Origin of the sequence: Croceitalea rosinachiae (assembly GCF_031846445.1) — a bacterium.
Lineage (GTDB): Bacteria > Bacteroidota > Bacteroidia > Flavobacteriales > Flavobacteriaceae > Croceitalea > Croceitalea rosinachiae.
In genome coordinates this window covers 215515-230532 of record NZ_JAVRHR010000003.1, presented here as the reverse complement: position 1 = coordinate 230532, position 15018 = coordinate 215515, and the positions used below count along the sequence as shown (strand labels likewise).

General features: G+C 36.8%; 10 protein-coding genes. 2 read left to right on the top strand and 8 right to left on the bottom strand.

Going from position 1 to position 15018, the window contains the following annotated elements:
• Positions 1–172: 172 nt before the first annotated feature.
• Positions 173–3142, bottom strand: coding sequence for a protein translocase subunit SecDF (gene secDF / locus RM706_RS13625; RefSeq protein WP_311352478.1), 2970 nt, complete (start codon positions 3140–3142; stop codon positions 173–175).
• A 207-nt stretch (positions 3143–3349) separates the two neighbouring features.
• On the bottom strand, positions 3350–4276 hold the full coding sequence (gene mdh / locus RM706_RS13620) for a malate dehydrogenase (protein WP_311352476.1): 927 nt from the start codon (positions 4274–4276) through the stop codon (positions 3350–3352).
• Between the two features lie 237 nt (positions 4277–4513).
• Between mdh and RM706_RS13615 the strand changes: the two genes are divergently transcribed.
• Positions 4514–4885, top strand: a complete 372-nt coding sequence (locus RM706_RS13615) for a hypothetical protein (RefSeq protein ID WP_311352474.1) — start codon at positions 4514–4516, stop codon at positions 4883–4885.
• 79 nt (positions 4886–4964) lie between these two features.
• Here the strand turns inward: RM706_RS13615 and RM706_RS13610 are convergent, their stop codons facing one another.
• The 3 genes from RM706_RS13610 to asnB all read right to left on the bottom strand — a co-directional run bounded on the left by RM706_RS13610 (position 4965) and on the right by asnB (position 9947).
• Complete coding sequence (locus tag RM706_RS13610) at positions 4965–5975, bottom strand: DUF6588 family protein (RefSeq protein WP_311352472.1); 1011 nt, start codon at positions 5973–5975, stop codon at positions 4965–4967.
• An 84-nt stretch (positions 5976–6059) separates the two neighbouring features.
• The gene (gyrB, locus tag RM706_RS13605; RefSeq protein ID WP_311352470.1) at positions 6060–8000 is read right to left on the bottom strand and encodes a DNA topoisomerase (ATP-hydrolyzing) subunit B; all 1941 of its coding nucleotides are present in this window, start codon (positions 7998–8000) and stop codon (positions 6060–6062) included.
• 276 nt (positions 8001–8276) lie between these two features.
• On the bottom strand, positions 8277–9947 hold the full coding sequence (gene asnB, locus RM706_RS13600) for an asparagine synthase B (protein ID WP_311352467.1): 1671 nt from the start codon (positions 9945–9947) through the stop codon (positions 8277–8279).
• Positions 9948–10188: 241 nt separating this feature from the next.
• Between asnB and RM706_RS13595 the strand changes: the two genes are divergently transcribed.
• Positions 10189–10728, top strand: coding sequence for a DUF2911 domain-containing protein (locus tag RM706_RS13595; RefSeq protein ID WP_311352465.1), 540 nt, complete (start codon positions 10189–10191; stop codon positions 10726–10728).
• A gap of 135 nt (positions 10729–10863) precedes the next feature.
• Here the strand turns inward: RM706_RS13595 and RM706_RS13590 are convergent, their stop codons facing one another.
• The 3 genes from RM706_RS13590 to RM706_RS13580 are packed head-to-tail and all read right to left on the bottom strand — an operon-like array spanning position 10864 to position 14982.
• Entirely contained in the window at positions 10864–12693 is a 1830-nt protein-coding gene (locus RM706_RS13590) for a DUF885 domain-containing protein (protein WP_311352463.1), read from the bottom strand.
• Between the two features lie 50 nt (positions 12694–12743).
• Positions 12744–13832: an OmpA family protein gene (locus RM706_RS13585; protein ID WP_311352461.1), complete on the bottom strand. Its 1089-nt coding sequence runs from the start codon at positions 13830–13832 to the stop codon at positions 12744–12746.
• Positions 13833–13890: 58 nt separating this feature from the next.
• A complete protein-coding gene (locus RM706_RS13580; protein ID WP_311352459.1) occupies positions 13891–14982 on the bottom strand; it encodes an OmpA family protein in 1092 nt (363 codons plus the stop codon).
• Positions 14983–15018: the final 36 nt, after the last annotated feature.

The following is a 15018-nucleotide window of genomic DNA, read 5'->3' as shown; positions in this document are numbered from 1 at the left end:
AAAAAACAAATAACTACAAATGGCTCTGCGACCTATTAAATAACTAAGAGTGTTTTAGTACCATCATAGTTTAAATCTTTACCTTTTTTCAAATGAAGGTTCCTATATCGGAAAGACAGAAAGCAAAAAAGCCGCTTAATAGCGGCTTCTTCATTTGGGTTAATTCATTAATTTATTCTTTACCAGAAGATATTTTCTTCTTTAAAGCATCAAACATTATTGGAGTTGCAATAAACACCGATGAATAGGTACCAACAATAACACCAACAATCATGGCGAACATAAATCCTCTCAACGATTCACCTCCGAAAATAAAAATCGCCAACAATACTATCAAAGTGGTCAATGAGGTATTCAAAGTTCGGCTTAATGTACTGTTCAAAGCTTCATTGATATGATCTCCATTTTTCCAGCCTTTAAGGCCCACAACCTCTCGAATACGGTCAAAAACAACCACGGTATCATTCAATGAGTAACCGATTACTGTTAAGATTGCGGCGATAAACGCTTGGTCAATTTCCATATTAAAAGGCATAATCGCACCTGTTAATGAGAAGATGCCCAATACAATCAGTACATCATGGAATACAGCAGTTACAGCACCCAAAGAGAATTGCCATCTTCTAAAACGTAATAAGATGTATAAGAAAACAACAGCCAATGAACCAATAATTGCCCAGAAAGCATTCTTCTTGATATCGTCTGCTATGGTCGGGCCTACTTTTACCGACTGTAAAATTCCAATAGATTTCTCAGAAGCGCCAACGGTAAAATCATTAAATGAAGTGCCATCTGGCAAGTATTTTTGTAGTGATTCGTACAATTTATTCTGAATCTCAGTATCAACTTCTATACCTTCAACATCTACTTTGTACGGCGTAGTTACCTTTATTTGATTTGACTCACCAAAGGTCTTAACATTAGTGCCACTTCCAAAAACTGCATTTAATTCTGATGCAATTTCAGAAGCATTGACTGGCTGTTCAAATCGAATTTGGTAAGAACGTCCCCCAACAAAATCAACACCCTGTTGTAATTTTAATGTAAAGAGAGAAAATATACTAACTCCGATTAAGATAAAAGATATAATGTATGCAATCTTTCTTTTACCCAAGAAATTGATATTCATATTTTTGAACAAGCCCTTGGTCATACTTGTAGAAAATTGAAGATCTCTCCCTTTTTTAGAAATATACCAATCAACCAATAATCTGGTGATAAAAATCGCTGTAAACAATGAGGTAACGATACCTATCAATAAAGTAGTCGCAAAACCTTTAATTGGGCCTGAACCAAATATAAAAAGTATAATCGCTGTTAAACCAGTCGTAATGTTTGCATCGAGAATAGATGAAAGGGCGTTGCTGAAACCATCTGCAACAGCTTGCGCTTTTCCTTTACCTCTATCTAATTCTTCTTTGATACGCTCAAAAATCAGTACGTTAGCATCTACAGACATACCAATAGTTAAAACAATACCGGCAATACCGGGTAAGGTTAAAACAGCTCCAAGACTAGTCAATACTCCAAAAATCAAGAGAATATTGAATACCAAGGCGATATCTGCAAAAATACCTGCCTTTCCATAATAGAAAATCATCCAGACCAATACGAATGCCATAGCAATTATAAAAGACATAAAACCACTATCTATAGCCTCTTGCCCTAAAGAAGGACCAACAACCTCGGATTGAATAATTTCTGCTGATGCAGGTAATTTGCCTGCTCTTAACACATTGGCAATATCTTTGGTTTCAACTAAGGTAAAGTCACCAGTAATTTCAGAGCGTCCTCCAGAAATTGGACCTCTTGAAACACCGGGAGCGGTATATACTTTATCATCCAGTACAACTGCAATACCTGTTTGGTTTTTAAAAACTTCACCGGTCACTTCTTCCCATTCTTTAGCACCTCGGGTATTCATGACCATAGTAACTTTAGGGTCATTGGTATACGGGTCAATTTCAGAAGCAGCATCAATGATGACATCGCCGCTCATTGCAGGTATCTTATCACGATTAGACTTAAGGGCAAATAAACCAACCAATTCAGAGTCACTGTCACGACTTAACCTTTCCCATGCAAACTTTACAAATTGCACATCAGTAGGCAAAAGTCTTCTAATCTCCGGCATTCTAAGGTACGAACCCACTTCTGCTGTATCGTTAACTGCCACCTGGGCAATTGCATTGTTACCTGCTGGTAACAGTTTACTTAACAGCGGATTTGATTCAGAAGCTAAGTCAAGTGAGTCTTTTGCTACATCAGAAAGCAACGAATCTATCTCTGATTCAGCAGAAGCCAAAGTGTCTTTGACCTCTTCCTTAGGTTCTAAAATATCGCGAAGACGTTCATTGGCACTAAATATAAATTGTGAAATACTCGGGCTAGTTTGAGGGTAGGTTTCCCAAAACTCTAATTGTGCAGTACTAGACAACAATTCTTGTGCTCGTCCTATATCTCTTGCCCCTGGAAGCTCAACCAAAATACGACCAGAGTTTCCTTCTCGTTGAATATTAGGTTGGGTAACCCCAAAACCATCAATACGTTCACGAAGTACTTCAAACGCTGATTCAATAGATTCATCAATCTTCGTTCTGATAATTGGTTTTACCTGATCATCTGACATTTGAAAATTAATAACATCGCTTAAGGTCTTATTCGCAAAAATGTCGGGTGACCCTAACTTGGTATTACCTTTTATATCATCGAAAGCATCAAAAAACAACTCCAAATAAGTGTCATCACTATTTTTAGAAGCTTCATCAGCATCTGCTAAGGCCTTATTAAAAATAGGGTTCTTCGTATTGTCGGCAAGACCCTTTAGAATGTCTTTCACCGAAATTTGAAGGGTAACGTTGATTCCCCCCTTAAGGTCAAGACCTTTGTTCAATTCCCACTTTTTAGCATCTTCATAGCTAGTATAGCCCAATATGGGGTTACCACCAACAGAATCTAAATACGACGTCTCTAAAGCCTCCCGCTTAGTCACATAATCTTCTTCAGCTTCCGAAATTTGATTTACGGCAAATTTTTCTGCATCATTTTCAATCTTCCCCGAAATGAATGTGAAGGATAATTGATAGATACTTACCAAACCAAAAAGGAGGGCAAATAGCTTTATAAGTCCTTTATTTTGCATTGTTTACTAAATTTTTAGAATTTTTCTCAAACAGCGTGCAAATATATCATTTCAAATAGGATTTGACAATAGAATATCTGCAATTATACTAAAGGGTAGGAAAAATAAAAATGCCATTTCGAGCCCAGTGAGTGAAAAATCTATCTTGAACATAGGTTTTTCATATAAAATCACTTTCGAAATGGCATTAAGATTATAACTATATGCCTAAAGATCTAAAAGACCGTTGGTCTTGGAAACACCTTCGGCACTTTCTTTCATTTTTGCTTTTTCAGCATCGCTAAGCTCGATATCAACTATCTTCTCAATCCCATTTTTTCCCAATACTACTGGCACTCCAATACAAAGATTATTCAGACCATATTCCCCTTCTAAATAAGTTGAACATGGAAAAATTTTCTTTTGGTCGCATGCAATGGACTGAACAAGTCCAGACACGGCAGCTCCAGGGGCGTACCACGCACTAGTGCCCAGTAATTTGGTCAACGTAGCTCCTCCAACTTTAGTGTCTTCAACTACTTGCTGCATACGGTCATTGCTTAAAAACTCAGATACCTTAACACTATTTCTAGCTGCATGGCTGATTAACGGCACCATACCTTTATCACTATGACCACCTATCACCATTCCATCAACGTCTGAAATAGGCGCACCTATGGCTTCAGCTAAACGATATTTAAAACGGGCACTATCTAATGCACCGCCCATACCTATTATCTTATGCTTTGGTAAATTGGTTGTTTTATGAACCAAATAGGTCATCGTATCCATAGGATTACTCACTACAATAAGAATTGCATTCGGAGAATGCTCCAATAAGCTCTTTGAAACTGTTTTCACAATACCTGCATTAATACCTATAAGTTCTTCTCGGGTCATTCCCGGTTTTCGAGGAATTCCAGAAGTAATTACAGCAATATCACTGTTTGCAGTTTTATAATAATCGCTGGTACTGCCTGTAATTTTAGTATCAAACCCATTTAATGATGCGGTCTGCATTAAGTCCATGGCCTTACCTTCGGCGTAGCCTTCTTTGATGTCCAACAAAACAACTTCAGAAGCAAAATCTTTAATAGCAATATATTCTGCACAGCTTGCCCCAACTGCTCCAGCCCCAACTACGGTTACTTTCATGTTATAGTATTTTTATAATTTTTATAAGAAGCCCAAAAATAATGATTTTTTAAGGCATTGTTTTATGAAAAATATCATATTTCAGGCAGATATAATTACATCAAAAAGTTGTCAAATGTTAAAAAATAGTGGTGTTCAACGAAGAAATCGACATTAAATGGTAATACATCGATTTTTTACAATAGCACCTTTATCAACACCGTTGTACATATCCCAAACCTTACGAATTACCTACTTATGAAAAAGTTCTTTTCATTGCTGGCTATTGTTACCCTGATTTCAGTAAGTAACTGTACCCGAATACCTGAAAATAATGATCCTGTTCTTGGAATATGGTCAAAGACCCAAATCAACTCGCTTGAGGGCAAGCAAGAATCCACTCAAAAGGAAGAATGGATTTTTAATGATGCCTACTTAGGACGTTACCATTTTTATTTAGGAGAATCCCTAACTTTTTATACTGACTTTCGTTGGTCTTCTGATGCAGGAGTATATTCAATTACTTATAATGAAGAAGAACTTCAAGATACAGAAGTGATTATGAATATATCTGAAGAGCACGAACAATTGGAGTTCGCTGATGGAGGGGTATTCGCTATAAGAGAATAGTTTAAAAATAGTGGTACTATATGAAAATAAAAAGCCTTGCTAATTAGCAAGGCTTTTTTTGTTGTTTATATAATTACATCTATCTAAAACCGAAGTTAATACCAGCTGTTAGTGTACTAAATTCAGCTATATTGTAATCTACGTTAATCCTAAAAAAGCTCAACTTAATCTTGGTACCCACATTTGCCGTAATACCGCTTACATCATTTGTGATTGAAAAAGGATCATTGTATACTATTGGAATCCCTGAGACCGTTGCAACTTCATATCTGCCTAAAAGGTCTGTCTCAGATTTACCTACGATATAACCCAGACCTCCGTAAAAGTTGATTACAGGAATTTTTCGCGTGGAAACAACTGCACTAAAATTCCAAGTACTGATGTTAGCATCTATTCTCTGATTTTCACCAGCTATCGCTTCTGTATCTGTAAAATCATATTCTCCATTCAGATTTGTATAACCGATTACAGCAGATATTGCCACCGGTAATAATTTATCTGCAGGAAGCATTTTGGTAAAGTCATATTGAAGTCCTGCTCCGAATAATCCAATCTGCACATCATCAGTATTGATCTTCGGTAAGAATCTAGCCTTGACCTCTAATCCTTTTATTAAGCCCACGCTTGCTTGAATATAACCGGTCGGTATAAAACTGATATCATCTGCCAAGCCAGTTGGCAATTCAAACTGCTCACTTACCAATTGCCCTTCAATATTGGCATTTACATTAACTATTACACCATCTATGTCACCCAAGGCAGTTGAAACTTGCCTTGAAGTACTGCCGTCATCAAAGGTTAAATTTTCATAATCGGCAGTATCTAAAATAAAAGCTTTTTTATCATTCTTATTTTTAAACCCAGTGATGTTTCCAACAATAGACACTTCAAATCCACCTAAAGGTTTTGCGTCAGCAGAATTATACCACCCATTAGATACACTATAAATTCCTGCCTCTGTCACCGGTGCCAAATAACTGTTTGCAAAGCGTTCAGCATCATTTAAACCGGCAACTAAAAGATCATTTAAATTTTGTGCGCTTGCCATAACCGAGCATAACAAAAACGCCATACATAACTTAATTCTCATATTGTACTAATTTTCTTTAAAACTAAAAAACCCGCTTTGTAAGAGCGAGTTTTTGTTGTGAAATTAAAGTTATGTATGATGAACCTACACATCAATGTTGGCATAGACCGCGTTTTTTTCGATAAACTCTCTTCTTGGAGGCACTTCATCACCCATTAACATAGAGAAAATACGATCCGTTTCGGTCGCATTATCAATTGTCACTTGTCTTAATGTTCTGAACTCAGGATTCATTGTAGTATCCCATAATTGCTCAGCGTTCATTTCACCCAAACCTTTATAGCGTTGAATGCCTGCGGCACCACCCATTGACTCAATAATATCGTCTCGTTCTTTATCGTCCCAAGCATATCGCTTTTTAGCGCCCTTCTTAACCAAATACAAAGGAGGTGTTGCAATATAAACATGTCCACCCTCTATCAATTCGCGCATATACCTAAAGAAAAAGGTAAGAATCAAAGTTTCAATATGACTACCATCTACATCGGCATCACACATAATAACTACCTTATGATAACGAAGTTTATCAAGATTCAAGGCCTTACTATCTTCTTCGGTGCCTATGGTTACACCAAGAGCTGTGTAGATATTCTTTATCTCTTCATTCTCAAAAACCTTATGCTGCATAGCTTTTTCTACGTTCAAAATTTTACCTCGCAGGGGTAGAATCGCTTGAAACATTCTATCTCGACCTTGCTTTGCTGTACCGCCTGCAGAATCACCCTCAACTAAGAATACTTCGCATTTTGTAGGATCTTGTTCAGAGCAATCAGAAAGTTTTCCGGGTAAACCACCAACGCTCATCGGGTTTTTACGCTGCACCATTTCACGCGCCTTAGCAGCAGCATGGCGCGCTTGGGCCGCAAGTTTCACTTTCTCTACGATTTGTTTGGCATCATCTGGATGCTCCTCTAAGTAATCAGTAAGCATTTCGGACACAGCTTGACTCACAGCACTTGTAGCTTCTCTATTTCCAAGCTTTGTTTTCGTCTGTCCTTCAAATTGTGGTTCTGCAACTTTAACTGAAACTATTGCGGTTAGTCCTTCGCGGAAATCATCTCCAGAAATTTCAAACTTCAACTTATCAAGCATTCCTGAATTATCAGCATACTTTTTTAAGGTACCTGTCAAACCTCTTCTAAACCCAGATAAATGTGTACCCCCTTCATGAGTATTGATATTATTTACATAAGAATGTAAATTTTCAGAATACCCAGTGTTGTAAATCATCGCAACTTCAACAGGAATTCCATTTTTCTCTCCTTCCATCGAGATTACGGTCTGAATAAGCGGATCCCTAGTTCCATCTAAAAAACGGATAAATTCTTTTAATCCTTCTTCAGAATGAAAGGTCTCAGAAATAAACTCTCCTTTTTCATCTTTATTTCTCTTATCGGTCAAGGTTATGGTAATACCTTTGTTCAAATACGAAAGCTCTCGCATTCTATTGGCCAAGGTATCGTAATTGTACTCCGTAGTTTGGGTAAAGATGGTATCATCAGGCGTAAAAGTCACTACAGTACCTGTTTCTTTACTCTCCCCAACACTTTTTACAGGATATTGGGTTTTTCCCCTTTCATATTCTTGCTCCCAAACTTTACCTTCTCTAAAAACCGTAGCCTTAAGATGGCTTGAGAGTGCATTTACACAAGAAACACCAACACCATGTAGACCGCCTGAAACTTTATAAGAATCCTTATCAAACTTGCCCCCTGCTCCAATTTTGGTCATTACCACTTCAAGAGCAGAAACTCCTTCTTTTTGGTGCATGCCAACAGGTATACCACGACCATTATCTTTTGTCGTTATGGAGTTGTCCTCGTTGATAATAACATCAATGGTATCGCAATACCCGCCCATAGCCTCATCGATAGAATTATCGACAACTTCATAAACTAAGTGATGCAACCCTCTTGTACCAACGTCACCAATGTACATTGAAGGGCGCATACGCACATGTTCCATACCCTCAAGGGCCTGAATACTATCAGCAGAATATTGATTTTTTTTAGCTTCCTCGCTCATATTTCTAACTAAATTATTTTGAAAATTTCAAATCTTACAAATATAAGCACTAGCTAGTGAAATTAGGGGTTTGAAGCACTTTATCCCCTTAAGTTATTAACAGGAGGTTGTGGAAAAGGTAAGCGTCATTTCTAAGCAACAAACAACTTGATTTAAACCGCCGGATTTTTCAAAAATTGAACTTCATTAAACTAGAGAAGCACCTATAAAGGTGCCTCTCACGGACTAATTAAAATGAATAAAAAATGCCTACCTATTTAAAAATAAGAACAAGCATTACTTTACATAGGCATCATCATGAACGTTCGCTACTGCCCTACCTGAAGGGTCGTTCATATTCTTAAATGCCTCGTCCCATTCTAATGCGATTTTTGTACTACAAGCCACTGAGGGCTCTTGTGGAACACTTAATGCTGCTGCATCTGACGGAAAGTGTTCTTCAAAAATAGAACGGTAATAATATTCTTCCTTACTTGTTGGAGTCTGTATTGGAAATCTAAAATTTGCGCTTTTTAGTTGTTCACTTGTCACAGCTTCATCAACTACTTCTTTTAAGGTATCTATCCAACTGTATCCAACCCCATCTGAAAATTGTTCTTTTTGTCTCCAAGCAACACTTTCTGGCAAGTAAGACTCAAACGCTTTACGTACGACCCATTTCTCCATACGTTCACCATTTATCATCTTATCTTTTGGGTTAACGCGCATCGCCACATCCATAAATTCTTTATCTAAGAATGGAACACGACCTTCGATTCCCCAAGCTGCCAATGACTTGTTTGCACGCAAGCAATCATACATATGAAGTTTATCTAATTTGCGCACTGTTTCTTCATGAAAATCCTTCGGGCTTGGTGCCTTATGAAAATATAAATACCCTCCAAACAATTCATCTGCCCCTTCTCCAGACAAGACCATCTTTATTCCCATTGATTTGATGACTCGAGCCATCAAATACATGGGCGTAGATGCTCGAATGGTAGTGATATCATACGTTTCTAAATTATAGATGACATCCCTGATAGCATCTAGACCTTCTTGTATGGTAAACTTAATTTCGTGGTGTACTGTGCCAATATGGTCAGCAACCTTTTGAGCTGCAGCTAAATCTGGCGAACCTTCCAATCCCACAGAAAAAGAATGTAATTGGGGCCACCAGGCATCTTTTGTATCACCAGATTCTATTCTTTTTTGTGAATACTTCTTTGCAATCGCAGAAGTTACCGAAGAATCCAATCCACCCGAAAGCAATACACCATAGGGAACATCTGACATTAATTGACGTTTTACCGCAGCTTCTAGCGCATCATGAATCTCGTCAATACTGGTCTGGTTTTCTTTTACTGCTTCATACTCCATCCAATCACGTTGGTACCAGCGCACAAATTCACCGGTAGAACTATGCAAATAATGCCCGGGAGGAAACAATTCAATTTTGGTACAAGTACCTTCCAATGCCTTCAATTCTGAAGCCACATAAAAGGTTCCGTTTTTGTCCCATCCTATGTAAAGTGGAATGATACCCATATGGTCACGGGCTATGAAGTACTCATCTTTTTCACTATCATAAATCGAAAAACCAAATATCCCGTTAAGCTCATCTATAAAATCAACACCTTTTTCTTGGTATAGTGCCAAAATTACTTCGCAATCAGACTGCGTTTTAAACTCATAAGAGCCTTTAAACTGTGTTCGAAGCTCACTGTGATTATATATTTCTCCATTTGCGGCCAATATTAATTTTCCATCAGGACTCAACAACGGCTGCTTACCCGAAGCTGGGTCAACAATTGCCAATCGTTCATGAGCCAAAATGGCTTTTTGACTAGCATAAATTCCACTCCAATCTGGACCACGATGTCTTACTTTCTTAGACATTTCCAATAATTGTGGTCTGAGTACCTCCGTACTTTCTTTTACATCAAACGCACATACAATTCCGCACATATCTTTTCTTTAATAACAATTATGAAACAAAAATGAATAATAAATATCAATAACTAAACAAAATATTCTTTATTGATTACATATTTAAATTTTTACATTCATTATTTTAAATATCTAAAACCTTTTTGTTATAAAATCATATAAATGATGAGAATATTGAAAGTTGGGCAAATTTTAACGACTCTTTAAAAATGTAGCGTACTTATACGAGCTACTTTTGAGTTCAACTAAAATTTGAAAAATGAAAAGAGTATTATTACCTGTATTATTTGCTTTTGCATTGGTTTTTACTACTGAAGCAACTGCCCAAAAATTTAGCGGAATGGATAAAAGTCCTGCTGATATAGCTTCTTTTCCATCTAGCTATAAAGAGTCAAGCAAGTCTGCCCGTGTTATCTACAGCAGACCTCAGTTAAAAGGACGTTCTATGGCTGATTTAGCTCCTAACGGAAAAGTATGGAGAACTGGTGCTAACGAAGCTCCTGAAATTACATTTTATCAAGATGTGACTTTTGGTGGTGAAAAAGTTGCTGCTGGTACTTATGCCTTATTCACTATACCTGGTGATGGGGAGTGGACGGTTATCTTAAATAAAAATTTGAACCAATGGGGCGCCTACTCTTATGATAATTCAGCCGATGTGGTTCGCGTAACTGCTAAAGCTTCAACTGACGGGGAATCTTTAGAGGCTTTCTCTATGGCTTTTAAAGAGGTTGATGGTGGGGCTCACCTTGTTATGGGATGGGGAACTACCAGAGTTGCTACTCCTGTAATGTTCTAAGACATTATTCTTTTGATAATAAAAACCCCCAAAGCCTATGCTTAGGGGGTTTTTTAATTTTAATAATATCCTAATCCGAAATGAAATATCAATATTTATAGAATCCTAAAATCTTAACGAAATTCATTAATGGAATTAATCAGACTCCTTTTTTTGCTCTATCCAAGTGTGAATTTTCTTTTCTAAAAGTATCAGCGGTAAGCTCCCTGAGTTTAACACCTGATCATGAAAATCGCCTACATTAAAATCAGCACCCAAAGCAGCTTCTGCTTTATTTCGTAATTCCCCAATCTTTAATTGCCCTATTTTATAAGATAGCGCTTGACCAGGGGTTGCCATATACCGTTCTATTTCGGCAGTAATGCCTGCTTCAGAATCCGCTTCATTCTCTAATGAGTATTGAATGGCTTGTTCTCTTGTCCAGCCTTTGGCATGCAAACCTGTATCAACCACCAATCTAATAGCTCGGTGCATTTCCATACTCAACATTCCAAAATATTGATAGGGGTCATCATATAGCCCCAATTCTTTGCCTAAAGATTCTGCATATAGGGCCCAACCCTCAACAAAAACACCCATGCTTTCTGGATGTAAAAACTCAGGTAAGTCAGCATTCTCTTGTTGTAATGATAATTGAAAATGATGCCCAGGCACCGCCTCGTGTAAAAACAAAGCTTCACTAGTCAATATATTAAATTCAGTTACATCAGGGATTGGAACATAAAAAACTCCAGGTCTACTAGCATCCTTTGAACCTGGAACATATTCCGCACTTGCCGATGCTTCTCTAAAAGTTTCTGTTCGGCGAACCTCAAAACCTGCTTTTGGTCTCAGGTTGAAAACCGAGTCTAGCTTCTCCTCTATTTTTTTTTCTATCAACTTAAAATGAGCGATAACTTCTTTAGGTTTTTTAAATGGCATTAACGATTTATTTGAGCGAACATGTTCAAAAAATGCCATTAAATCACCTTTAAAACCTATCTGGCTCATCGCCTCTTCCATTTCACCCCTTATTCTTACAACCTCGCTTTTACCCAATTCATGAATTTCATCGGCAGTCATGTTTGTTGTGGTATGTAACCGAATTAAATAATCGTAGGTTTCTTTACCATTAGCCAAAACATCAATACCTGAAGTTGCTCTAGCTTTTGGTAAATACTCTTCTTTTAAAAACGTCTTTAATTCGGCATACTTTGGAATAATCTTTTCTGAAATGATAGCGGTATAGGCAGATGAAAGTCTTTCTTGGGTTGCCTCACTAAAATCATCAGGTATATTTAAAATTGGTTGGTAAAATAGATGGTCTTCAATTGATGCCGAAACAAAATCTTCTAATTGCGGAATCATTTTTACTACCAATGCTTTTGGTAAAACGATGTCATTTTGAACACCTTCTTTCATTTTATCCATACTGGTATCCAAAAAGGCTAAATAGTCTTCAATTCGTCTTAACCAATCGTCATAATCTTTTTGAGTTATAAATGGATGCACGCTAGTACCACCTGCTAACTGAGCTACATACAAATGTAATGATTGAATTTGGCCTAAAGGAAAAAGCTCTAACGTTGGTAGGTTATAAATTGGAGAAGTAATTACAGTCAAAGGTGTTAAAAGTCCTTCTTTTTTAATATCGCAATCCCACTCCATAACACCTAATGCCAATTTTTGAGTTTGACCTAGACCATTAGTGTCCACTTCTTTGATTCGTTCTAAAAAGTTATTGTATTGACCTAAAAGATGGTTCTGATAATCATCTGAAATGTAATCGGCTACGGTATCGTTATATTTTGAATACCCTGCTTTTGAAGCTTCTATAGGATTTATTTCAAGTTTAAAGGTTTGGTAATCTGCAAACAGGGAATCTAAATTTTCAGTGAAAACAAGTTCAGAATTCTTTTCAGATTTTTTACATCCTACTAAAAAAACAAAACAGACTAAAACTGCGGTAATGAAACGATGAATCATTCTAAAGCTTTATCCCAAAAATACGGATTTGCTTTGAGCCTTTTTAGACTTTAGTGGTCTTCGAATTTTGTAATTACGAATTCAACTCTTCTATTGGCATTGCGCTCCTTATCAGAAGTACCTATGTGTAGTGGTGCTTTATCACCTTTGCCCTCCCAAGTGATACGTTCTTCGCTGAGTCCAAGTTCTTGCAAATACAAGGCTACTGACCTTGCCCTTCTTGAGGATAAGTATTTATTATAATTCTCTGAGCCCAAATCATCAGTATGCCCATAAATTTCTAATTGTACTTTTGGGTTTCTACGTAAATGAGCATATACTTTTTCAACTTCCGTTTTAGCCTTTTCAGTTAGCTTAAAATCATCAAACTCAAACTGTAATTGATTCAAGACAAATGGTTTGTTCAACTCAAATTGCTGCTTTTCACTTAAAGAAACAGATACATCATCAATATAATAGTACGATAATGCTTTTTGATTGTTTTCTTTTGTATCCAATCGAATTGTCCTAGAATATCGATCATCTTTGAAATTACCAAATGTTAAGTATTTTTCATAGCCTTTGGCCTCAAATTCTGCCTCCACCAGTGACCAAGCTTCGCTATCAAATATAGTTCTCGTTACTTTTAGCTTGACATATGAAAACTTTGCTACTTTGAACCTATCTAATCGTCTAGGTGACAAATTCTGATTTGTTTCAAGCTTTAATGCATCTTGGGTGAAAAGTACTGATGCCTCTTGTATGGCAAGTGTAGATATTTCAGCCAAACTCAATCGCAATGAAACTTTATAATATTTGCCTTTTTCAAGCTTTTCTTTAAGTTCGAACTGAATATATTCTCGATAATCATTCGGACTCAAAAGATAAAGCCCGGCATATGCTTTTCCCTCAAAAGTAGCTTGAGTTCCATTAAAATTCTTAGGAATACTTACCTCTTTTGCTCCACATATATTAAAATAGTCTGTAGAACCAATAGTGGGTGCCTTTAAATGTTTACTATCATTAGAAAGGTTTCCGATTGCTGAAGGACATGAATAGTATGCTTCAAAGCCACCATTGACCACTAGATTTTGGGCGGTTAAAGGTAAAATTGAAAAATAAAGAACTACTACTAAGACGAAAGGCATCCTTTCAGTCATAACTTTAGTTTATCAATAACACTTGATATTATACAAGTGATTGAAGTTGGTTTGGTATTTATTGGTTTTCGAAATTGGTCATTACAAATTCAACCTGACGCTTTTTTAGTTGATTTTCTTTCAATTTTCCGTTTCGGAGTGGTTTGGTTTCGCCGACGCCTTCCCAAACAATACGATTGTCCTCAACACCTAGCTTTTTGAGATAAAGGGCTACTGCTCGGGCTCTTAAAGATGAAACAAATTTGTTGTACTCAGGATTACCTGCATCATTTGAATGACCTGTGATTTTCATTTGCACATCGGCATTCTCTTTTAAAAATTTAAAAATCTTTTTAACGCTTGCTATGGCTTCAGCATCCAATTCGTAGCCTTTAGGTTCAAACGGTTTGCTTTCTAAAACATAGATTTTATCTTTTTCGTAGTTGATACGAGGTAACTCTTCTAGCTGAATATTATCTACGTAATAATAAGAGAAATCGCTCGGAATAATCGATCGTTCAGTTTTTAACAATTGGGTGTTTTCATTATCATTAAAATTGCCAATCATCATATGGTTCTCAAAACCTTTTGCATCAAACTCAGCTGATAATGTCACCCAGCCATCAGTTTTTGACAATGATTTGTCCGCTTTAAGTTTTACTTCATGAAACTCAATACCTTCTTGTAAATCCATTCGCGAACTTGTCAAAGCTGAACTATTGGGTACTTTTACCTTTGCATTCGTCATAAGAATTGACATATTCTTTAATGCTAAACTTGAATGCTCTGCAAGACTCAGTTGGAAAGAAATTTTATACGGATGCTTTTCCCTTAGTGTTTTTGCTGTATTTAATTGAAGATACTCTCTGTAATCATTTAAAGCGTAAAAATACAATCCAACGTAAGCTGCTCCTTCACTTGCCTGCTGCTCACCTTTAAAATTTAAGGGTACATTAAAGTCATTTGAAGCGCACTGATTAAAATAATCTCCAGAACTGGATGTTGGTAAAGAAATATCTTCTAAGAGGGCATCAAAATTGGCCATATTTGTCGGACACTCTTTGAAGTTCTCAAAACTTGGATTTAAGATTAGGTTTTGAGCCAATATGCTGCCAGTGAAAAAAAGGCCAAAAATAAATAATACGGTAACGCGAGAGTATAGTTTAATCATAGAATACTAAATTTTGGGCTCTCGCACTATTATAAA